This is a genomic window from Prevotella sp. HCN-7019 (genome assembly GCF_037890215.1).
Taxonomy (GTDB): Bacteria; Bacteroidota; Bacteroidia; order Bacteroidales; family Bacteroidaceae; genus Prevotella.
Genome location: NZ_JBBKBO010000002.1, coordinates 212,271 through 236,053 on the forward strand (window position 1 = coordinate 212,271; position 23,783 = coordinate 236,053).

At 42.1% G+C, this 23,783-nt stretch carries 14 protein-coding genes; 7 read left to right on the forward strand and 7 right to left on the reverse strand.

Features of this window, described 5'->3' with window-relative positions:
- Positions 1-36: 36 nt before the first annotated feature.
- The gene (locus tag WKT13_RS03935; RefSeq protein ID WP_340322918.1) at positions 37-1,002 is read left to right on the forward strand and encodes a ComEC/Rec2 family competence protein; all 966 of its coding nucleotides are present in this window, start codon (positions 37-39) and stop codon (positions 1,000-1,002) included.
- Complete coding sequence (locus WKT13_RS03940) at positions 977-5,869, forward strand: NACHT domain-containing protein (RefSeq protein ID WP_340322919.1); 4,893 nt, start codon at positions 977-979, stop codon at positions 5,867-5,869. Before WKT13_RS03935 ends, WKT13_RS03940 begins: the two co-directional genes overlap by 26 nt.
- Positions 5,870-6,992: 1,123 nt before the next feature.
- Here WKT13_RS03940 and WKT13_RS03945 read toward each other — a convergent pair.
- Positions 6,993-8,792, reverse strand: coding sequence for a hypothetical protein (locus tag WKT13_RS03945; protein ID WP_340322920.1), 1,800 nt, complete (start codon positions 8,790-8,792; stop codon positions 6,993-6,995).
- Positions 8,793-9,545: 753 nt separating this feature from the next.
- Here WKT13_RS03945 and WKT13_RS03950 point away from each other — a divergent pair.
- The 4 genes from WKT13_RS03950 to WKT13_RS03965 all read left to right on the forward strand — a co-directional run bounded on the left by WKT13_RS03950 (position 9,546) and on the right by WKT13_RS03965 (position 14,014).
- Positions 9,546-9,977, forward strand: coding sequence for a MarR family winged helix-turn-helix transcriptional regulator (locus WKT13_RS03950; RefSeq protein ID WP_298618760.1), 432 nt, complete (start codon positions 9,546-9,548; stop codon positions 9,975-9,977).
- A 62-nt stretch (positions 9,978-10,039) separates the two neighbouring features.
- Positions 10,040-11,371, forward strand: coding sequence for a TolC family protein (locus tag WKT13_RS03955; RefSeq protein ID WP_340322921.1), 1,332 nt, complete (start codon positions 10,040-10,042; stop codon positions 11,369-11,371).
- A gap of 7 nt (positions 11,372-11,378) precedes the next feature.
- The gene (locus WKT13_RS03960) at positions 11,379-12,413 is read left to right on the forward strand and encodes an HlyD family secretion protein (protein ID WP_340322922.1); all 1,035 of its coding nucleotides are present in this window, start codon (positions 11,379-11,381) and stop codon (positions 12,411-12,413) included.
- Positions 12,414-12,418: 5 nt separating this feature from the next.
- Complete coding sequence (locus WKT13_RS03965; protein ID WP_340322923.1) at positions 12,419-14,014, forward strand: hypothetical protein; 1,596 nt, start codon at positions 12,419-12,421, stop codon at positions 14,012-14,014.
- Between the two features lie 169 nt (positions 14,015-14,183).
- Here WKT13_RS03965 and WKT13_RS03970 read toward each other — a convergent pair whose 3' ends face one another.
- Both WKT13_RS03970 and WKT13_RS03975 read right to left on the reverse strand, forming a co-directional pair.
- Positions 14,184-17,327: a DUF3427 domain-containing protein gene (locus WKT13_RS03970; RefSeq protein WP_340322924.1), complete on the reverse strand. Its 3,144-nt coding sequence runs from the start codon at positions 17,325-17,327 to the stop codon at positions 14,184-14,186.
- A gap of 245 nt (positions 17,328-17,572) precedes the next feature.
- Entirely contained in the window at positions 17,573-18,382 is an 810-nt protein-coding gene (locus tag WKT13_RS03975) for a hypothetical protein (protein WP_340322925.1), read from the reverse strand.
- A 746-nt stretch (positions 18,383-19,128) separates the two neighbouring features.
- On the opposite strand from WKT13_RS03975, the gene WKT13_RS03980 reads away from it, so the two are divergent.
- Positions 19,129-19,395: a hypothetical protein gene (locus WKT13_RS03980; RefSeq protein WP_340322926.1), complete on the forward strand. Its 267-nt coding sequence runs from the start codon at positions 19,129-19,131 to the stop codon at positions 19,393-19,395.
- Positions 19,396-19,441: 46 nt separating this feature from the next.
- Here the strand turns inward: WKT13_RS03980 and WKT13_RS03985 are convergent, their stop codons facing one another.
- The 4 genes from WKT13_RS03985 to WKT13_RS04000 all read right to left on the reverse strand — a co-directional run bounded on the left by WKT13_RS03985 (position 19,442) and on the right by WKT13_RS04000 (position 23,760).
- Positions 19,442-20,353: a TraB/GumN family protein gene (locus WKT13_RS03985; RefSeq protein ID WP_298618793.1), complete on the reverse strand. Its 912-nt coding sequence runs from the start codon at positions 20,351-20,353 to the stop codon at positions 19,442-19,444.
- A 35-nt stretch (positions 20,354-20,388) separates the two neighbouring features.
- Complete coding sequence (locus WKT13_RS03990) at positions 20,389-22,413, reverse strand: M13 family metallopeptidase (protein WP_340322927.1); 2,025 nt, start codon at positions 22,411-22,413, stop codon at positions 20,389-20,391.
- A gap of 109 nt (positions 22,414-22,522) precedes the next feature.
- A complete protein-coding gene (locus WKT13_RS03995) occupies positions 22,523-22,888 on the reverse strand; it encodes a GntR family transcriptional regulator (protein WP_298618795.1) in 366 nt (121 codons plus the stop codon).
- Positions 22,885-23,760 carry a hypothetical protein gene (locus WKT13_RS04000; RefSeq protein ID WP_340322928.1) on the reverse strand — a complete coding sequence of 292 codons (876 nt, stop codon included), beginning with the start codon at positions 23,758-23,760 and terminating at the stop codon, positions 22,885-22,887. Before WKT13_RS04000 ends, WKT13_RS03995 begins: the two co-directional genes overlap by 4 nt.
- Positions 23,761-23,783: the final 23 nt, after the last annotated feature.

Sequence of the window (23,783 nt, forward strand, 5' to 3'; positions counted from 1 at the left end):
ACTTATTGTTATAATCATGTCTATATATATTACAAGATGTTCATAGAAATTCTTCAAGCAGGTACTGGCGATAGCATTTGGGTTAGCCACAATAAGAAAAACATTGTGATTGATGGCGGAAAATCTACAACTGCAATTAGGACTCGGTATGACCAAATGCCACAGGATGAGATTATTGACCTCCTTGTAGTGACTCATATTGACTCAGATCACATAGCTGGTATCATAGCATTGATTAAACACATGAAAAAAAAAGGGGAAACACATAGGTTGAAACATATTTGGTTTAACTTCCCCAAGAAAGAAGATATAAATGAGTACTCTGTGCCCGAAGGAAATGAGTTAACGTCTCTTCTTCTTGAAATAGACAGATTGTGTTGGAATAATAATACTTCTGAGTTACTTGGTTCTACGACAGAGGTTGGCGACATAAAACTACATGTATTAGCACCTGATCATGATGTGGCATATGAATATAAACCGAAAGAACCTGATGAGCTTGGAGCTTGTTCAGATGATTGGCACATTGATTTAAGAACCTTGATTGATAATGTTGATGATGACGATCTTGATGAAGGTGGTGCAAATAGCCAGTCAATTATAATTCTAGCAGAATGTGAAGGAAAAAAAATATTGTTACCAGGTGATAGTACTCCTAAGGTACTATGTGATGCGCTTCAGTATTATAATAAGACGAACGGTACACCTCTTGAATTGGATTTAATGAAACTTCCCCATCATGGGAGTACGCGAAATGTTACTAAAAACATCATTGACGAGATAAAATGCTCAAACTTCATTATTTCAACTAAGAAGAATAATAAATATTATTTCCCCAATAAGGAGACTATAGCCAAGCTTATTCGTTACAGAGAAAGTGCAGATAAAGCAATCAACGTGTATTTTAACTATCAAGAATCTCTTGATATACTTGGAATAACAGCTGATGAATTGAAAAAAAATAATATTAATCTCAATGTTTGTAATGGATTCAGGATTTGATATTCGCAGCAATTGTGTTAAAATAAAGGCAGACATCAAAGGAAGAGGACTCCAGTTTCGAGGAAGTGGAGTCCTATATCCATTAGGTGGAGATGAAGAGTACGATTATATCTTCACAGCTCAACATATTTTTAAAGATACTCGGAGGAAAAAGTTAAACGATGTTCTTGATAAGATAGGATCAATCGAAATTGAAGTATTTGAGGATGGTCGTTTTGTAACCTATAAAACCATTACAAAAGACACGATCTCAAATTCTTTGCTTCCTATTGGTGAAGATTTTCTTATCATTAAGATTGATAAGAGCAAAAAGTATTTTACCCCTTTCTTGTTGGCGGATGACCTCATTGAAGAAAAATCCATGCAACTGTACGGAGTTTCAGGTGAGGCACAAGATATAATTACCAGACTGGACTGTAAATGTGTAGATAGCAAAGTAGATTTGGTTAATATCACTTCGCATGTTGACAATATGGACAGTTTACATGGAATGTCTGGTGGTGGTGTCTTTGCCCAGAACCAACCATTGATGTATGGTGTACTATGGAAATATGCTGCGACGGAGGGTGAGTTTCACAATGTAAAGATTACACAGACATTAGAAGAAAAGATAAAATCACAGTTAACGCATCGAAAATGGAAATCACTTAATTTCATCAATATAACACAGTGTAAACAAGCAATGAATGTTGTTTACGATAGCTTGTTCCGTGATGTCAATGATTCAATATTAGTTAACCGTAATAATACGAGGTTCCCTCTTGAGGCAAGATTTGTAATGCCTGACTTTATTGATGAAGTACAAAACTTATATTCTGATGATCAAATAAAACCAGAGGAGAAGCCTATTCTGCATGACCCTACAAATATATATAAAAAATATAGTGATATTCAAGAATATAGTGAGCAATATCTTAAAGAATTCTATAGCCAACTGAATAAAACGAGCAATAGAGAAATTAGAATCTCTGCATCAACTATATTGAATCCTAGCAGGAGTATATTACTCATTGTAGGAGGTCCCGGCTCAGGCAAGTCTTCTTTACTAAAGTATCTTACCTTACAACTGCTAAAAGGAAAAATGGATATCTATGACGGCTACTTACCTGTATGGATGCCATTTTCATATATGGCAAGGAATTGCGATAGTGATATAAAGAGCATTATTCGGAATTGGTTTCAGGAAAGTAAGTTATGGGAGAAAAACAGCTATTACGTGGAATATGCATTTGAGCAACAAAAGATACTATTAATAGCTGATGGAATAGATGAATGGGGTGATGAGTCCTTACAAGCAGATAGAATTATTCGTAAAGTTAAGGCGGAAACAGAAGCTGGTAATTTACTAGCCATTTTTTCAAGTAGGGAATATGGCATTGCGAATATCAATTCTCCCTTCAGTACAAGCGACACATATACAATCGCACCATTGTCTGCACTACAGCAAGATGAACTTGTGAAGAAATGCGTGAATCATTATAATGGTCTGGTTCGCAATACAAAGAGGACAGCAGAGTTCCTATCTGCTAAGTTGAGGTTGTTACATGACGTTGATCGTATGAAAGAAAACCCCATGTTGCTAACCATCCTTATTGGACAATATCTACAAGGTAACGAACTTCCTCACAACAATATTGCGGCTATGGACTGCATAATGGAGCAATTGTTTATCAAGCATCAGCAGTCACGCAAGTATCAGGCTTACGACTATTCTGGGTCATTTGACTACACAAGCAACAAAATGATGCTTGGAGTTCTGTCAAAAGAAATGTTTGATTACTACAATGATGGTTGCATGGATAAGACCCAAGCAGAAATACTGCTTAACCAATATCTAAATAGTCAGACATCTGGACAGGAATTGAAAAATGCTCATATTGTTGATGACTTATTCAGGCATGATACTCATCAACTTGGCATTATTGAGGAAAGAATAGGTTCTCGCATTTCTTTCATCAATAGACAACTGCAGGAATTTATGGCTGCAAAATACCTTTCGGTAGATATAGATAGGGCAAAAGCATTCATTCAAGATAATGTTTCGAATATCGGATTACACCAAGTTATTCTCTTCCTTTTCGAAATGATACCAGCATCAACTTTTGTAGGTTTGTATAATATCTTAAAACCTATAAAAGCAAACGATTATAGAGATTATTATTTGTATAAATTAAAATTAGAGATTCTTGTAAGATCTGTGAAAGCACCTAAATATTTCTTACTAGAAGAAGTAGAAGAATACATACACAAGATTGAATGGGATTCCGATTATGACACCAAACACCAATTACTGGAAATTCTGCTTGATGGTTTGTATAATAGCTTATTACGGAATCGTATTGAAAACTTTCTTTCCAGATATATCCCTTCAGCTCACATATACCATGACACCAGACTATCTGGTTTGATGCAAGTGACTGACTTGACGGAAGAGGAACGCCAGTTTATTGTTTTAACTGTTATAAATGGTGATGTTAATAACAAAATACTTGCATCTGAAGTAATTAGGAAGCATATCACTAACGATGAAAAATTGCTGGAGATAATTAATTCATATTTAACATCATCAACATTGCCAGAAGTGATAGCCTTCTTTATCAGAAGTGTGATTGTTGATGGGATAGATGTAGATAAAGAAAACGAATTAGTACGAAAAGTTGTGACAGGTGACATCTATACTCACTTTTATCAAATTGAGTTTTCTTTATTTAAAGGTGAGTCTGTTTCACCAGATGAAATCCTTGAATTAGTTTCAGAACTCCCATTTTCAATTCAAGAGGAGGCTAACAGATTATTACAGCAATATTTTCCAGATGACGATGTAGTCATGCAAAAGGCTTTAATCTCAGTTAGCGCACCATACAGAGAACGAAGCAGTATCAGCAAGGATATTGCATGGAAATACCTATTGACATGTTGGATAAATCATCCCAATGTTATCAAGGCCATCAAGATAGAACTTAATAACAAATATCCTTTTAGTATTGGAAATAAATATGATTTGTGGAAAATTATTCAAAGACAAAAAATATCTCCAGATTTGCTTCAAACGATAACAGAATGGGCTGTCAATAGGGACAAAGATCATTTTAAGTGGGACGCTGAGTCTCTTATTATAAATACTATTGTTAACGATTCCCGAATCAAAGCAAAACTTCTTGAAGCATTAGAGGAAATGAAAAGTTATCAGCATATTGTTGTCCATCCTCTCATCAAAAACTGGATACAAGATGCTGATGTTATCGAAAAGCTTCAGCGATGTCTAGATGAGATGCCGTTAAACCAATCTTCATGGATATCAGGATATACTTATGAAATATACCAAGGCAATGATGAACGAATTAAGGCATATTTAGATAAATGTATAAATGATGCAGATAAAGGTATAATGAAAAACCTTGCAGTGTCTGTGTATATAGAACATTACAAAGAGGAATTTGAAGAAAAATACATACCAAGGATACTCAACGGTGAAATTCCAATGAGTGACCATATCCTCGGTTCAAAATGGGGCATACTGGAAGCCATCATACAGAACTATTCAGAACGTCAGGACGTTAAAGAGTTTCTTAATAATTATTATTCTGAAGACTACAAATTTGCTGGGCTTATTATAGCAAAATATCACAGTTCAGAATTAGCCTCTCGAATGCTTAGGAAGTGGTTTCATATGGATACACGCTTAAGACTCATGATGATACATAAGATTTCTAACCTGCCAAGTATAGACGAGTATTTAGAAGGGGTGTTACACTTATTCAAACAGGAAGGAAATGCTTATGTTCTTTGTGATATGGTCTTATGTCTAGTTGGTCACTTGAAAAGGACAGGGAGAGATTCTGACGCATTCAAGGTTGCTGAGGAAGTATTCAATACGGCTCAGTTGACAACAGAATGCACATACAAAATACGATTCTGTATATACCTAATGTATCATAAACTTGATGAATATGTGCAGTTAAATTTGAGTACTGGCAGTAAGGAGTATGAATTTGCCCAGACGCATATTTTCTACAATGATAGTCCATATATTGAGAAAACGATTGTGGATGAAGCCGATTATTTACTTGCTGATGATATGGCTAATTTAAAGAAAATTGTCAAGGAAGACAAGCGTATCTATTTGTATATTGTTTTCTTCTCAAAATATATCAATCCTACATCAGATGCTGCCCGAATCATAGTGAAGTATCTTAATGAAAATAAAGATAAAATTGACGATGCAAATATTCTACTTTTCTTAATGAAAGTGGGAAACCAAAAACAATTATTAAAAGAATTGGCTATAGCCAATATAGACACTAAGAATAGCGAAATGTCTGCGACATTAGCTCAAATCATTGTCACTGAATTTAATAATGATGAAGAAATAAAGCAACTTCTGAAGTTGGAAGACTGGAAATGGAATTATGATTCCTTTAATAGAATATCTATTAATTGTTCACTCAACACTAACGTAGAAAGGTTAAAAGAGATTTATAACGAAGCAAGGGATAACAAATATGAATTAACCTACTATTATGCTTCATACAACTTCATATTCTCAATGATGGATAAAAACAAAGTTGTGGAGAAACTGAAATACTACTTGACTCAACTTCAAGATACTTTTGTTTATCGAATGATTGTTGCACCATTGTCCGTGAGGCTGCAACGGGATAAAGCAACGGCTGATAAACTATATGAAGAACTACTGCAGACTGAAGATCCAAGAATCAGAGTAGGCTTCTACTCAATTCTTTCATCAGCAGGTGTAAAATCGGTAGAACTAAAGGATTGGAGAGAACATCAATATCAGCATCTTGATGAATATGGACATGATATTGTGTTGAATAGAGATAGGAAGTTGATTGTGATTGTACAATGACAACAACTTAAGATTAATTGCTATATGAGGATGTAATTTAACTGTGTCAGCAAAGAGTAAAATACATCAATAATAAACTTGCATATCTGTATATCTAATAAATGAGACAAGATCTTGTTTTCGCTTTTCTAGCAACTTAAAAACAGTTTAGTTTGGTTTATTTCCTTTATATATAGATACTAAATTAAACTGATTAATATATAGGGTCGCACATGGAGTTATTTTTTACTATAAAGACTTACCCGGTCGGTAATGTATAAGAGTAAAATATTATTTTTCCGTTTGATGGTAACTCTTATTTGCTAAATAAGATTGTTGCGAGAATTAGCCGCCCCCTGCGTAAACTGATGACGATAAACCTTGCTGCAGAAACATCCACAGCAGTTTGGCGGAATAGAAAAGTTGATGTACTTTTGCGACATCGGAACTCCCAAGCCTCTCAACAATGCTCAAATCGGATGCGTTTATTTTTATTCCCATAAGAGTATTCAATTTAACACCAATGCAGTGAAAACAATATATACATGATTTCCAAAATCAATGGAAGGGCAAGCTGATTTATGTACAACACCTCACACTTCTCAATGGAGATAACTGATGTCAGCAGGATTGTTATAATCTGTATTATCAGTACAAAGAATACAATAGTTTATAATCCACTTAATATCTAATAATCAGCTATTTACAAATCAATATTTCCCAATTTTGTTTATATGAATATTTACGGTATAAAATTACCATATTTGTACCATGATGTTTGTAACCTTCTGATAATCAGTTGAAGTTGTTTTAGAGGAAGTAAAATAAAATCAGAATAAGATATAAAATAGAAAGCGTGCCGGCAAAATGCTCGGCACGCTTTTTTGTGTTAATACAAGGTACAGTATGTCTAAATACTTATATCCAGATGGTATAATGAACAGTTATGGAATTACTATACGCACAGAAAAGTAATCAGGATGCATAATATGACAAGCTGTGTAACGCAAAACAGATATCACATCAAAAATGAACCTACCTGCCGCGGTTTTTGTATAAAACCGCGGCAGGCAGTCAATTACGCCTTTATTATTAAATCAGATTACCACAGACATAACGACGTAAAGTCTGAGAAAGCAACAGCTCACTGCATGAAATTCACATTCATCTCAGCAAACTTCGCTGCACCAGTGAGGAAATGGGCTGTTATCCAGAACACTGTCCATCGCTCTGAATAGCCACCACGAAGCTTGAATACATTACTCATATCACCATGCTGGGCAAAATTTGTATGAGTAACCTGTTCGCCCTGACTGCCATATTCGTCCACCAACTGGTAGCATGAACGGAACATGACTTCTGAAAGCTTCTTAAGACGTTCGTCCTTCAAGTAAACTCCCATCTTGAATATTTCCGGGGCAAACACCACACCGTAGACATCCAGATGCTGATTCTGTGGCGAAACCACAGTCCAACCTTCTGTCTTGAAGTTGAAATCGGCCAGTCTACCGGCCGGAAGCGGAATACGCCACACCACAACATAAGAAAGACATACGTCCATCGCATGCTTGGCTCTTTGCAAATAATCAGGTTTTCGCGTAAGTTCATACAATGAGAGATATCCTTGAAAAGCAGCCCATGCACCTTCCTTGTCCTCACATGTAGCGTCGAGGGTTCCTCCCCAGTAACATCCCTTTGTAAGATCGTAATACTTCTGATAGCAGTCCTCCGCTATCTTCTCAGCAGCTTTTGCGTACGATTTCTCCTTGAATAATTTTGATGCCAGTGCCAGAGGTGCAATATAAAAACACTCAGATGTGGACTTTGACACCCATTCCTTACTCAGGATTCTTCTTGTCTGAGCATCACATGCCTTGCGCAGAAATTCTTTCCACTTCTTATACTTATAGTCATGATTTTTCTGTGCCTGCCCTATCGCCTTGGCAAAACAGTACATGGCCTGACCACACGATACATGATCGCCACCATAATACTTGTTTTCCTTGAAACTGTAACCTACTGGAAAAATGCCTGTCACTGAGTCTATATGTGTTGACGATAGAAAATCCATGGAACGCTGTACCATAGACTTTACGTCCGGATCGTCAAGTATCGGTTCGAGCACCTGCAATGCGTAGCCCGGCGCGTCAGACTGTCCGGCCCATCCCATCACAATGTCTTCAGAATAATTCTTCTCATACATGTCGAAACCACATGCATGCTCATTCTCTATCCAACGTTTCTTGGCAAATTCATACTTGTCCTTGATTATGGATTTCATCGTAGGAAAGAGATCTGCATTGTAAGGTCTGTGCAAATCCAATGAGGTGTAAATAGGATGCTGGAAGGCTGTTCCATGCTCCGAAATGCCATACATATCGATGAAAAACTCCTTTTCAATAATGCGTCCCGGTTCCAGATTCAAATACGTATCAGTATATTTCATCGGTTGAAACTGACGGGCTTTCGCAACGCCATGCAGTCTGTTATATCCTATCGGGCCCGAATACATTACAAGTTCTGTCGTGTCCTTGTTTATGTTTTCTACTCCTAAAGACCACCACTGGTCCTGCAATACCGCACCACGGACCGGACTTGGAGTAGAATGCAACGCTATTCCACACATGTTCTCCGTATCCTCCAACATGGCGAACGGCATTGGATAACGGTGTTCTTCGAATACGGCAAACTCATTCTCTTTCTTCACATCATATACCGGTATGATATCAGGATTGATCCGAGCACCCATCTGGTTGCCGTAATACAATATGCCAGGCAGGAAAGGATACAACTCATGACCGCATACCTGCAGACGGATTGCCAACGTAACATGATACAAAGTCTCCTTACCCTGCCATTCATAACGTCTCTTACATTGTATCAATCCATTGTCAAGTGTCCTGTAACTGTCGCGCAAAAGCAGTTTACCTTCCGGAAAAACCATTTCACCCGAAAGAATTTTCCAATCACCACTTTCAGTTACAGACTGAGGATTTGCGTGTTTCCACGAACATGGCCAGTCGTTCGCCCAACCTGTAGCAACCGACCATAAACCTTATTGCGGAGCATACACAAGATTTTTTCCGTTTATTCCGAAACAAGGTCTGTTTCCCTCTCCCAATGTCATCTGAGAAGGATAAGCACAAAGAAACATCAAAGACAAAATGCAAGAAAAAAGAAATCTCATAATGATAACACGTATTATACAATTAATATTATATATCTCCACACCGGAATTCATCACACACTCATTTATATCGCAGTCTATGAAACATATATCATCATACTATAATGATTAATATTTGTAATCATATTTTCCACACATATCCATAAAGAAAGTCTGTCAACAAATTAGATGCATGATTTCATTCATTGTCTAGGTAGAGATATACAAAGATAATCATTAAACAAAAGAAACATGTCACATTCCTCCATTTCTTTTATATTTCATGTTATTTCGCACACATCAATAAAAACAGACATCTGACTTTAATTGAAAGTATACATTTCTTTCATCATACACAAACGATATTTCTGCGCTCTATTATCAGGTTCATAATATGCAGTACAGTATGTCTGTGAATTACTATATAATATCCCATTCTATTATAGAAAACCATTATTTAACATAATAAAATAGTATGCATTAGCAACTATTTCAAAATATAATATTATCTTTGCGGAAAATTTAATCGACATGACAAAAGAACTTTTAGGAACTACCGTCGGCAAACTGCGCAATAAACTTCACAGACTCATGAAGCAGAGATATGCTTCTGAAGCTGACATCAAAATGACAGTTGAGGAATTCATACTCCTCACCATGATAAAAGCGAAGACCGATCAAATACTACAGAACATCGCAATCGCAACAGGCAAGAACAAATCTGTAGTGATGAGAATGATAGACTCGCTGGAAAACAAGGAACTGGTAAAACGCACGGTAAATCCAGAAGACCGCCGTGAAAACCTTCTGAGCATCACAGACAAAGGCAACAATGTTGTGGCTCAATATCATGATATAGAAAAGAAACTTTCATACGAACTTCTGGAAGGAATCCCGGAAGAGAAAGTGAATACATTCTTCGAGGTGATTGACCTCATTTCAAAAAGGACCAACTCTTTATGATCCTTTTTTTAAAACAATAGTTGCTATTGTAAACTATCTATGTATCAAACTAATTATAATATATGAAACATATCACAAGAAGTATTTTTGTGTACTGTCTTCTGCTTTGTGCCATATCCGCATCAGCTCAGTCGTCAGACCGCACAATGACTCTGAACGAACTTTTTACGCTTGCTGACTCACAAAGCAAAAGCATCAAAATCTATGAATCGGCAGTAACAGGAGCCGACAAAGACATATCTGTCGCAAAGACGGCCCTACTCCCCAACATCGAGTTTTCGGCATCTGCCACATACAACGGTAACGCATGGGTGTCCGACCGTGACTTCTCCAATGGTCAGACTTACACGTCGCCACATTTCGGCAACAGCTTCTCTCTGGAAGCATCGCAGGTGGTTTTTGCCGGTGGAGCGATACATAACAACATCAAAGCACTCGAAATAAAGAAGAAAATAGCAGAATGGGACCTTACCGAACACCGTCAGGACGTTTACTTTCTCCTAACCGGATATTATCTCGACTTATACAAGTACAGAAATCTCCTGACCGTATACGACAGAAACATGGAACAAACCAAGCAAGTGATAAAAGACATGCATGCAAGAGAGAAGGCCGGTGTGGCTCTGAACAACGATATAACACGTTATGAGGTGCAATACCAGAACCTGCAATATAAACGTACCGAACTTCTCAGTTCAATCGAAATATACAACAACAAACTTGTGACCATGCTCAATCTTCCGACCGATACGGAAATATATCCAGATACAACTCTACTTTCAGACAAGATGCCGAAACCAAATGAAAGCGTATTCCAGAACATGGCTTTCAACAGTTCACCGCTCCTCAACAAGAACAGACTTACCCTCGACATGCTCGACAGACAGAAGAAAGTAACAACAGCCGGATACATGCCACAGATAAGCATCATTGCAGGTGACAACCTCAACGGCCCGATAACATACGAAATTCCTGTCATCGACAACAACATAAACGTATGGTATGTAGGCGTGGGCCTGAAATACAATCTGGGGAATCTGTACAAGACACCAAAAAAAATATCACGTCTGAAAAGTTCCATAGCACAGTCACAATCGGCCCTTACCACCTCACAGGAGAACGTAACACTCAACGTCAGGTCGGCCTACATACGCTATCTCGATTCCTTCGAACTGCTCAAGACACAAGAGAAAAGCCTGCAACTTGCATGCGAAAACTACGATGTCATAGCCAACCGCTACGCCAATGACCTTGTGCTCGTAACCGACCTTGTCGATGCAGACAACCTCAGGCTGTCTGCCGAAGTGCAATACGTCAACGCACGCATAAACATTATATACAACTATTATAAACTTATATACACAACAGGAAATCTGAATACGACAAACAACTGATACAGATATGAACAAGAAAAACAAAAAGATATTGCGCAACATTATCGTCATCGCAATCATTCTGAGCGGTCTTCTCTGGGTCTGCTCCAAGTTCCTGCACTTCGGCAGTGTGGAATATACCGACAACGCACAGATAAGACGTAACATCATCCCAATAAACTCCAGAGTGCAGGGATTCATACAGAAAGTCTGCTTCGACGACTTCCAGTACGTACACAAAGGCGACACACTCGTAATCATAGAAAATTCAGAATACAAACTGAAAGTAGAGCAAGCCAAGGCCGGCTACCAGAAAGCCCTTATGGAGAACACTGCCATGCAGACCGTCATATCCACAACGGCCAACAACCTCAGCGTGTCCGACGCCAACATAGAAGAACTGGCGATACGAATGAAACAGGCCGAGACCGACTTTCACCGCTACAGTCAGCTGTACACACAGAAAGCAGTGACCCGTCAACAGTACGACAATGCCAAGGCCGACTATGAAGCCACAAAAGCCAAGTACGACATGCTCGTAAGACAGAAACGCAGCACCTCTCTTGTAAAAGACGAACAGACACAGCGTCTCGAGCAGAACCAGACAAACATCGACGTAGCCAAAGCCGCAAAGAATCTTGCCGAGCTCAATCTCTCATATACAGTCATTGTTGCTCCGTGCGACGGCGTGACCTCAAGAAAAGCACTGCAGGAAGGACAGTTCATACAGCCCGGACAGACTCTGCTCTCGCTTGTCGAATACGACAACGTGTGGATAATGGCCAACTACAAGGAGACACAGACCGCCAACATACGCGAAGGAATGCCCGTCAGCATAACGGTGGATGCTGTGCCGGGAGTTGAATACCACGGCAGGGTGGACAAACTGTCCCATGCCACCGGAGCACAATACTCCGTCATACCACAGGACAACTCCGCCGGAAACTTCGTGAAGATAGAACAGCGCGTACCTGTAAAAATAATATTCACGGATAAGAACAACAAGAAGGACATCAACCGCCTGCGTTCAGGAATGAACGTGGAGTGCGAGATAAAATACTGAAGCCTATGCCAGCAACACCATCACCCGAAGAAGTAGCAGCCGCAAGACGCATAATGGTATGGAAGGATTTCGTCCCCCAGCCACTGCGCTTTCCGCTTATCATTCTCATCATTGTCGTCTACATGTTCTCAGGCGGCGTGTATATGTCAGCCGTCGCCGAGATGACCGGAACGTGGGCGTGGATAAACGAAGATGTCATGATGGCCGGATACGCATCAATGACCGGCCTTACAATGGCATTCCCGTTGCTTTTCAGAATCCTGTTCCGCTTCCCCACACGCGAACTGCTCCTGTTCTCGGCAGGCCTGTTCATCGTGTGCGACTACATCTGCATGGTGTGCGACTTCCTGCCACTCGTCGTGCTACTCTCCTTTGCCAGCGGCTTCTTCAAGATTGTCGGAACATTCGTATGCTGGAGCAACATTCAGCTCAAGATAACACCCAAAAGAGATTTTGCAGTGTTTTTCCCGTTCCTCTTCACGTTTGTTCTCGGTAGCGTGCAACTCGTCAACATAGCCACCGGCTACAGCATATACGCCTTCGACTGGCAGGCAATGCACCGCATCACCATAGGAGCGTTCATCCTCATATTCGGCCTTGTATATTTCTGCATGCGCCACAACTTCCGCCAGGGTCCGTACATTCCCTTCAAAGGCATCGACTATCTCGGCGGCATACTCTGGACGCTCTGGCTGTTCTGCATCATCTTCATCTGCGTTTACGGCGAACACTACGACTGGCTCGACGGCGAACAGATACGCACCGCCATCGTCTTTGCCGTCATACTGCTCGCCATGTGTCTGCAGCGTGCCGCCACCATAAGGCATCCCTACATCAACATAAAGACCTTCTCGCAGCACAACATGCTCTACATCTTCCTTCTCTTCGGATGCATGACCCTTATGTCGGCCACAGTCACATCGACACAGAACATCTTCACAAGTTCCATCCTCGGCTACGACGCCCGCCACAACGCCGACCTCAACTGGGGCATTACCGCCGGCATTGCTGTCGGTACGGGCATATTCTTCCTTGCCCTCACCAGATGGAAATGGCGCATCAAGGACATCGTTCTCACCGGCTTTGTATCCTTCCTGCTCTATCAGGTCATGCTCTATTTTCTCATCGACGCCTCCGCCGAGAAATACATGTTCTATCTGCCGATGCTTCTCAAGGGTGCCGGTGTGAGCATTGTGTACACTTCGCTCACCTACGCCCTCGCCGGCTGCGTCACGTTCGAATATTACTTCGAAGCCATGTGCGTCATTGGTTTCATACGAACAAGCTTCGGCGGTCCGCTCAGCTCAGCCATCATGACACGTATATTCAACAACGTCAGACAGGCAAACACAGCCGACCTCGGCAGTTACATCGACCCAATGTACCACTATGCCGGCTCATTCCAGACACTATACAGCGAATTCCAACGGCAAGTACTGATGGTAAGTATAAAAGAGGTATATGGATGGGCCGTTATCATCGCCATAATCATTCTGATCGCCATACTGCTATCCGACTACAGATACCACCTGGGCGCAAGAGCCAGTCAGATGCTCCGCCTGTCACAGATATGGAAACATGTGCACAGCAAAGCCAGATAACAACAGACATACACGCCCATACACATACAGTCATCTCTCTTTTTTAATATAATAACTACATAAAAGTAATTTTCTCATACGCGTAGAAACTGCTGCAACACGTTGTTGTTACAGCAGTTTTTTGATGATGAAAATAATGTCTTAAAAATATTTTACCCGGAACAAACCTTTACACTACATACTTCACTGCATATTCATAAACCTCTCCAGGCATTGGGTCTTTCAACCGCCAGACTATCTGCATTGGCCGGCTGCCACTATAACTTTCCAACTTCACTTCTCCCAGATACACATATCCCATTGTTCTGGCAGGATTATCAGCAGCCCTAGCCTGTTTACGGACAAAGAGGAGCATCGTTTGTGTCTGTCTTATGTATTTCTTACCTGTAGGAGATTCCGGACTCACCTTGTTTTGCGTCTCCCAATGGAATTTTCCGCTGCTTTGTGCAAAGTCGTTATAATTGGTGTTTGAACCGATTTCGCGGTCTTTTATGATGTCCACGAACATTGCTTCCAGCGGTCTACCGTTCAACACATTGCGCTCACATCCTTCTCGGTTTGATGATTTCTTTGTTATGGTTGAGGTGCCTATTGCCACTTGTATCTGCGATTTTGTATATACTCCGTGCAGTTTCAATGGTAGTACAGCGCTTAATGAGGAATTGTCATCCTTCTCAAGCGCATCGCAATGATCCATCAGATATGCAGTGACCTCACACACTTCATCTACAAACATTCTATCCTCCGACAGTCTGTCAAACATATCTTGCAGACTGCCATACACACCGGCTACATCATACAAATCATAATACAGCATCAGCGCCATTTTCTTTTCCTTATCCGTAAGCATAGATTCGCGTATGCGGAACTTACAGGATGCAAGCCTGTGTATGAACGAAAAATAGGAATGAGAATCCGTTGACAGCCATTTCTTATTCACCGCACGTGACAGCTCCACGTTCATCCCGGACATTGATTTTTCCACTCCGGCAAGGTAAAGCAACTCATTCCACGTCGTACCATTATACAGTTTCTCTATGGGAACATGCGTCAGGCGGAGAAAAGAAGACAAAGACAATGGCTCGCTATAGTCTTTCGAAAAATGCTGTATCGTACTTATTATGCGATTCTTACGGAAACCATTGATATATCCTTTTATATTTTCCAGAACATAAGCCTTGGCTTTCTCCTCCAACTGTATGTGACAGTTCAACGGAAGATGAGGAAAATCACGTTCCACTTCTTCCCTGATACTCATCGACGTGCGGCCGGTCAACGCCCTGAAACGGTCGGCATAATTAAACTCAGCCCTGGAGTGGCCTACAAAATCAAGCACAGTAAGATGTGTCTTACCCTTGACTTTACGCAGTCCACGACCGAACTGTTGCAGGAATATAGTCAAACTTTCTGTAGGACGAAGAAACAAAATTGTGTCTATCTCCGGTATATCGACACCTTCATTAAACATATCGACTACAAAAAGATAATTGATTTTCTTCTGCACAAGGCTCTTCACCTTGACATGTCTGTCCTGCGCGTTATCCGTAACAAGATAATCCGACTTCAATCCGGCAAGCGTAAACTTAGCGTTCATGTACTTGGCATGCTCACGGTCAACGCAGAAACACAGAGCGCGCACGTCGCGATAATTAGGCAGATATTCTTCTATCTTTCTGAAGATAACACCAGTGCGCTGATCGTTCGCCGTATATACCTTTGACAGTTCTGCCGGAACATAATGTCCACGTTCCCAACGCACTTCCGACAAATCCACCGCATCGGTAATGCCATAATAATGGAATGGCGACAGCAATCTGTTGTTCAACGCTGTATCGAGACGTATTTCCGCCGATATATGTCGGCCGAAATACACAGTGATATCCCTTGCGTCCATTCGTTCAGGAGTGGCCGTAAGTCCAAGAAGAACCTTTGGCTTGAATTTCCGTAGAATCTTCTGATAACTGTCAGCCACAATATGATGAGCCTCATCAAACACAATATAGTCGTAGTAATCTTCGGGAAGCGACAACTGGTCTATGCGATTGTTCAACAAATCTTTCGATGCGAACAGATGACTGTAAGACGCAGCCTCATGCCCGCCATACCACATATCGCCAAAGTTAGGATCGTTCAGAACAGTCCTGAAAGTAGCACACGCCTGTCGGATGATTTCCTCCCTATGCACCACAAACAGGAAGTTTGCACGCTTGTTCTTCTCCCTGAACCGCTTATAGTCGAACGCCGCTATCACGGTTTTACCTGTTCCGGTAGCAGCCACAACCAGATTGCTCCAGTTGTTGTTATACATTCTCTCCTTCTCCAGCTTGTCCAAGACATCGTTCTGATATTCTTTTGCCTGCATCAGGTCGAGCACCGAATAGTCTATTCCCTCACCCTGATTCTCCGACATCCCCAATGCCGTTTTCAGTTTCTCGTCGTCACGTCCCGGACAGAATGTCTCAAAGGCTGAGTTTTCCCAATAAGTCTCAAACGTATTGTTCACCATCGACATTATGTGCGGAAGCTCCACCTGCGTCACCTTGATATTCCATTCAAGTCCGTCGGTCAATGCTGCTTTCGAGATATTCGACGAACCGATATATGCCGTGTGAAATTTTGTATCGCGCAAAAATATATACGCCTTTGCATGAAGGCGGTCAACATCACCGCTGTAAGATATCTTTATTTCCGTATTCGGCAACTCCGCAAGAGTCCTTATGGCTCTGTACTCGGTGGCTGCCATATAAGTAGAAGTGATTATCTTCAGTTTCCGACCCGTTTCAGTGAGCTTTCTCAGTTCAGGCAACAGCAGATTCACTCCGCTTTGACGGATAAACGAGACGAGGATCCTCACTTCGCTGGACGACAGAATTTCCTTCTTAAGTTCGCTCATCATATTTACCGAATAGTTTGAACCCGTGAAAAGCGAACTTTGCGTGAGTGTTGTGATAGGAGTTATCTGTTTGATGTATTTCTGAAGGTCCGGATAGTCACATGCCGTCTTGTCTATTATGCAGGTCAATATGGAATGACTCGCATCAATCAGGTCGTCCTCATAATGCTCCATCTGAAATTCCATACCCAGCTTTTTTATAATTACATTGACAAGCCGGATGCTTCTTTCCACCCCATCCTCAGTATCGACAAGGTCTGTCACGAGCTTCTGGATAATCACATACAGATAATGAGACAAATAGGCTATAGCTTCTTCTTTGCCTATCTCCTTCGTTCCTATATGATAGATTTTCCTGTCATAACTGTCCAGCTTATATCTGAAAAGCTGATTTATTATCTGTTCGTATATACCTGTCATATCTGTTTAGGTCACATCAATATTACAAAAGTAATCATAAAACAAACGTATTCATAATTTTCATGCGTCTCTTTTATCTTTTATTTATATTAATTTATACTATGTTTTTTAATAACATCTTTACTTCCAAACGTCATATCATAAAAATATAAATATGCATTAAATATAATAGAAGAATCCATTAAAATAATAGTTTTTTACACATTTATAGATAATAAAAATATTAGAATATTATGATTCATAATTCATTTTTCCTTAGACTTGAATTTTATTTTTTCATTTTTTACCAATTTCATATATAGTGTTCTGCTATTTAATGAATCAACTCCATCTATAATAATACGATTTGGAGTAGTAATAATTTTTTCGATTCTATCTATATCTGATTTTTTTATATTCAATTCATCTTTATCAAAACATGATTTTACAGTAGATATTGCAGTAAAGAATGCACTGATTGCAGTTATCCAAACTGCCTTTTTTGCATAATTTACAGAATTTACTAATGATTCTATCTCATCTCTTCTAAACTTCTGATCTTCTGTGATATATCCTCTATCTACGTATTCTTTTAGATTTGGAAGTGGAAAAATAATTTTATCAGCATATTTGTCAAGCAATTTTACAATATCTAAATTGAATTCACTATAATCTACTGCAATATAATATAAAATACCTTTCCCTGATATTTCTATATAATTATTTCCTTGTTTTCTATAATTTTCTCTATCATATAAATTTCTTTGATGAATATCTTTTGAGTCTGATAAAATCGATTGAAGTTTTATATATCCCTCTTCTTCCAAAGCTTCTATCAAATAAAGAAAATATGAAATATCAAAATAATTTTTATTAATATATTCAAAGTCCGGTTTATCTTCTATTCTTGGTGCATAAATAGATATCTTATTTAAAGATGCGTCCCACTCTAAAGCAAAAACACGAAGTTCTTCTCGTAATAATTTTGCAACCTGAAGTTCTTTCAAATCATAACTTTCCGATGCTTTTATAATACGACCAATTATTTGTTTATCTACTGATGATAATTCTCTCATAACAATCCTTAATAACTAAAAACAGTTCAATTATAAATAACAATAACATGTACTTTTAAAGTACAGAAATAACTTTCCAAATAACTAAAGTATATAGAATATATTACTTTTATTTTTCTTGTATAATAGAAGAATGTGTGACTTAAAAATAACATACAACTATTTATATGCTTGAGCAACATATTCAACTTCTAAAAATACAGATATCAGAAACAGAAGTCTCAACAGACACATTGCCGATATTGCAAAACCGCTTGATAAAAACGAATCTTTTATGTTTCTATCTAATTCATCATATAAATTTCTTTCCGTTGTCTGTGTTTTTCTTTTTAAGAACATTAATCTTCGTACTGCAAAAATAAACAAAATATATCATTGCACATCAATTTGAGAAAAGAAACAACCGGCATGTCGTCCTTTTGTACAATATATTTGCTAAAGTGCAATAATACAAAATCACGGGCATCGGACAGGTGTATAATCCCCCACCCGCCCCGCGCTCGTTTCTCCAAATTTTCATTAACATCCGTTCACATCTACAATCTCGCATTTAACATTCCGTTTTCTTAAATCCAGCTCCGCGCCATACGTTTTTTGCACTTCGGAATGTCCGTTTAGGGCAGACGGACAGACCGGTGAGAGAAAATGATGCTGCGAAATGGGCCGTTTCATGGTGCGACAGGCACTGTTTCAAGGGGTGATATGCACTGAATCAGAGCATGATATGGACTTAAACAGGGTGTGATATGGTGCATTTTGCAAGGCCGGGAATGGAACATCGGAACAGAGGACGGTGTAAACAGTTGAAAAACAGGATGTTGCAGGATATCATGATTTTTGCGATTTTTCTGACAATTTTGCGTGCGGTGCGCTGCGAGACGATTTTTCAGGAATTTTCGGGGGAAAGATTTAACCTTGCGGACCGGATTTTCCGTTTTTTTAAACATCGCAACGAGGCGCGACGAATGAGTCGGGCTGTGGACACAGAAAACAAAAGACCTGCCGCGGCATGAGATCGTCGCGGCAGGTCTGTAAATATATTCAGATGTGGAACAAGCGTCACTTCACGGCCTCAACCGTATAGCCGGCGTCCTTCAGAAGCTGGAGCACGCCCTTTGCTCCGGGCAGATGGCCTGCGCCTACGGCAAAGAATGTAGGTTTGTCGGCCATGATGGCGGGCATCTTCTTGGCCCAGTCGGCGTTGCGGTTGTCGATGAGCTGTGCCAGTTCTTCAGGTGTGCTGTCGCAGGTGTTGCCAATCTTCATATCCATGACAGCCTTCAGTTCGTTGAGGTCCTGGGCATAGAAGGCGTCTGTCATCTTCTCCATCACCTCCTCGTTGAACTCCTGGTTGTTGAGCAGACACATGAGTTGCTCCACCTGACGCTTCAGAGGCGTGCCCTTGTAGAGCAGTTCTGTCTGGAAGGCCATGGTCTCCAGTCCGCCCGTCGGTTCGTTGTTCTTCTTGGCCTGTGCCTGGAAGTACTGGTCGAAAGTGCTTGACGGGTCGAACTCGCCCATGTGTTTCTGCATGAACATGAGCACCTGCAACTGTGTGGTGAGGGCTGCCGGCGACATTGATCCCATCTGTGCAGCCACCTGCGGATTGCTCAGTCCGACACCCATCATCTGTGTGATGGCGGCGTCGAGCTTCTTGTACTGTTCTGCCGAAAGCACCGTCTTGAGTGTCTTTCCTTCGGGGAGCACCATTGCGGCCTGCATTACCTTGAGGCTGTCGGGATTGCTCATGACTTCCCACTTCAGCTCACCGTAAACCTGCTCGGTGTTGGTCAGCGCGTCCTTCACGCCCGGTATCTTCTCCACGAAGCCCACGTTGGCCAGGTGGTGTGTGCCGATGATGTAAGAAGGCGCCTTGAGGTCCTTACCCGATATCTTGTAGAGCAGCTGGGCGTTTGCGCCCGCCACTGTGAAGACAGCCACAAAGGCTGCTGCGATGAATCTTTTAATCATAATATAAACTGTTTGGTTTGTACTGTGAAATCATATTACCAGATGTGGGCGCGCTTCGACTTCGGCACGTACATCTTGTCGCTCTTCTTCACGTTGAAGGCGTCGTACCATGCGTCGATGTGTGGCAGTGCGGCGTTCACGCGTGCCTTGTTGGGTGAGTGCGGATCGACTTTCAGCAGATAGTCGGTCATCTCGTCGCTGGTGTTGGCAGCCCATACGCGTCCCCATGCGAGGAAGAAGCGCTGCTCGGGAGTGAATCCGTCGATGACGGGCAGCTTCTTGGTCTTCATCAGATTGCTGAAGGCGCGGAAGGCGATGTTCAGTCCTCCGTTGTCGCCGATGTTCTCGCCGAGAGTCAGTTTGCCGTTTATCTTCTTGCCGGGAAGCACCTCGTAGTTGCCGAAATAGTCTTCGAGCACCTTCGTGCGCTTGTCGTAGTTGGCCTTGTCGGCAGCTGTCCACCAGTTGTTCTGGTTGCCTTCCTTGTCGAACTGACATCCCTGGTCGTCGAAACCGTGGCTCATCTCGTGGCCTATCACGCCGCCGATGGCTCCGTAGTTCACAGCGTCGTCGGCCTCAGGATCGAAGAACGGCGGTTGCAGGATGGCTGCAGGGAAGCATATCTCGTTGGTAGTCGGGTTGTAGTAGGCATTGACTGTCTGCGGTGTCATGTGCCACTCGCTCTTGTCAACAGGCTTGTTCACCTTGCGGTCGATGTAATCCTTAGTCAGAAATGCGGTCACACGGGTGAGGTTGTCGTACAGAGATAGCGACGGATCAATTTCCAGTCCGGAGTAGTCACGCCATTTATCGGGATAGCCAATCTTGATGATGAAGTTGCTCAGCTTATCCTTTGCCTGCTCCTTTGTGACCTGTTCCATCCACGAAGCCTCGTCGATGCGCTCGGCAAGTGCTGCCTGCAGATTGTGAACGAGGTCGAGCATGCGCTGCTTGCTGCTCTCAGGGAAGTATTTCTCAACGTAGAGTTTGCCTATGGCCTCGCCCAGAACACCGCTCACTACACCTACGGCACGTTTCCAGCGCGGACGGTCCTGCTTAACGCCGCTGAGGGTCTGATTGAACTTGAACGACGCTGCGCGGAAGTCATCACTGAGACTGTTGGTCGCGCTGCTGATGACTTTTGCCTCAGCATAGATCTTGAGGTCGTCGAGAGAAGTTTCCTCCAATATCTTCTCAACCTCCTTTATCGGTTCCGGCTGTCCCAGATCCACCTCAGCGAACGGTGGGAATCCCTGTGCCAGGAAGATGTTGCCCCAGTCTATTTCGGGATAGTCGCTTATGAGCTGTGCATAACTCATCTTGTGATAGTTGGCATTGACATCGCGCAGCTTCACGTTGTCGTAGCTTGCCTTTGCTATGCGTGTCTCGATAGCGAGAAGCACGTCGCTCTTCTTCTGAGCCGTCTGCTCGTCATCGCCAACAAGCTGGAACAAGGTCTTGATGTATTCCTTGTATGCATTGCGCACCTTAACGGTCTGCTCATCGTCGTTCAGATAGTAGTCGCGCTCGCCCAGACCTATGCCACCCTGAGATATTCCCACGATGTTCTGCGATGCGTTGCGCTGGTCGGCTCCCACGCTTATACCGAACATCATGGCGCCCACGCCATGATAGTCGAGCTGAGCCATGACAAGCTGATATTCCTTCTTGTTCTTTATTGCCTCTACTTTCGCAAGCACGGGCTTGAGCGGTGCGGCTCCCTCACGGTTCAGACGGACGCTGTCCATCATCAGGTTGTAGAGGTCGCCTATCTTCTGTCCGAGCGAGCCTTTGGGCTGACTTGTCGAGGAATATTCCTCTATGAGCCCTTTGATGCGCTTCTGGTTCTGTTCTTCAAGGTCTACGAAAGCACCGTTTGTCGGATGCTCTGCGTCGAGGGGATGGGTCTTCAGCCATCCTCCGGCAGCGTATTCATAGAAATCAGCACCCGGTTTTACGTCAAGATTCATGTTGGCTTTGTCGATACCCGACGACAGGTTCTGGGCGCAAGCGGCCGTAGCCACCATCGAGAACGACACCAATAATGTTTTTGTCTTCATCTTCTTATATGTTAATTATGTCTGTATTAACGTGTTAAACACTGAAAACCACATGCAAAAGTAACAAATATGCGCATAACAGCCGAATATGACCGTCAAAAATAACATATTATAAACTTTCGCCATAGCGCTGCCACTCGGCCTCGACGTCCTTTATATCGACACCGAGCAGGCGCATGTTGCGGAACATGTCGGGCAGGATGTTCTCCATGAAGTCCTTGCGCCGGGCTTCCATAATGCGGTCGCGTGCTCCGGCAGTGACGAAATATCCCAGTCCGCGTTTGTTGTATATTATACCGTCACGTGCCAGAAAGTCGTAGGCCTTCACGGCGGTGTTGGTATTCACTTCGAGCTTCACGGCATACTCGCGTACGCTGGGTATGCGCTCGTCGTCGGCATAAACGCCTGCGAGAATATCGTCGCACAGACGGTCGGCCATCTGTATGTATATTGCTTTATCGTTGCTGAATGTCATATGTTCAAGAGTTTATTGTTGATAACCTGCATTCTTGTGAACAGTCGGAAGGACAGCCATGTAAATGCTACCATGCCTGCAAGCATTACCGACATAGATAACCAGACGTTGAATTCGGGAAAGATCAGGTAGATCAGAGCCCTGATCAGCGAATAGATGACGCATGCGAACAACCAGCCATGACGGCGGAAGAGCGTGCCCATGAAAATGAATACCGACAGGTCGAACAGGTCGCCCAGACAGTAGTAGAATATGACGAACAGGCCAGGATTGATGGATGTGCCGGCAAAAATGTCCCTTAATCCTGACTGCGACACGTAGTTGCTGAAGGTAGGACCGAGCTCGTCGAACGCTCTGACGCCACGCTGGGCAATGTCGGACAGCGTTGTCAGCAAGGTCACGGCATAGGAACCCATGTGCGACCGGCCGAATATGAGGTGCATGAAAAGCTGCTGAAGCAGGTCAGCCACCACAAACGACACTGCCGACATAAGTATTCCGCCAAGTACAACGAGCACCACACGGCAGACATACTTCTCTGCGTTAGACGCCGGTAGCATCATGTAGGCTATACGCTGTTGCCTGGTCTGCATGTTGCGGAACATCATGCTTCCGCCCATAAGAATGACAAACCAATAGGCACCAAAGAACACGAAGGAGAAACTTCTCGACATTTTGAGCAGCATGGCGCGCTGCGTTTCGGGATCGGACGCATTTGCCATGAATATGGGCTCGCTGCCTATAGACATCATTGTCATGAAAAGCGTCATCAGCAAGGTGATGATTATCGTTGTGCGTATGGCGTAACCACGTTCCTCCACGAAGCTCCACCTGACGAGACGCATGGTTCTCGATATATTGAAATTGCTCATATTTTCCTTGTTTTTTACATGTC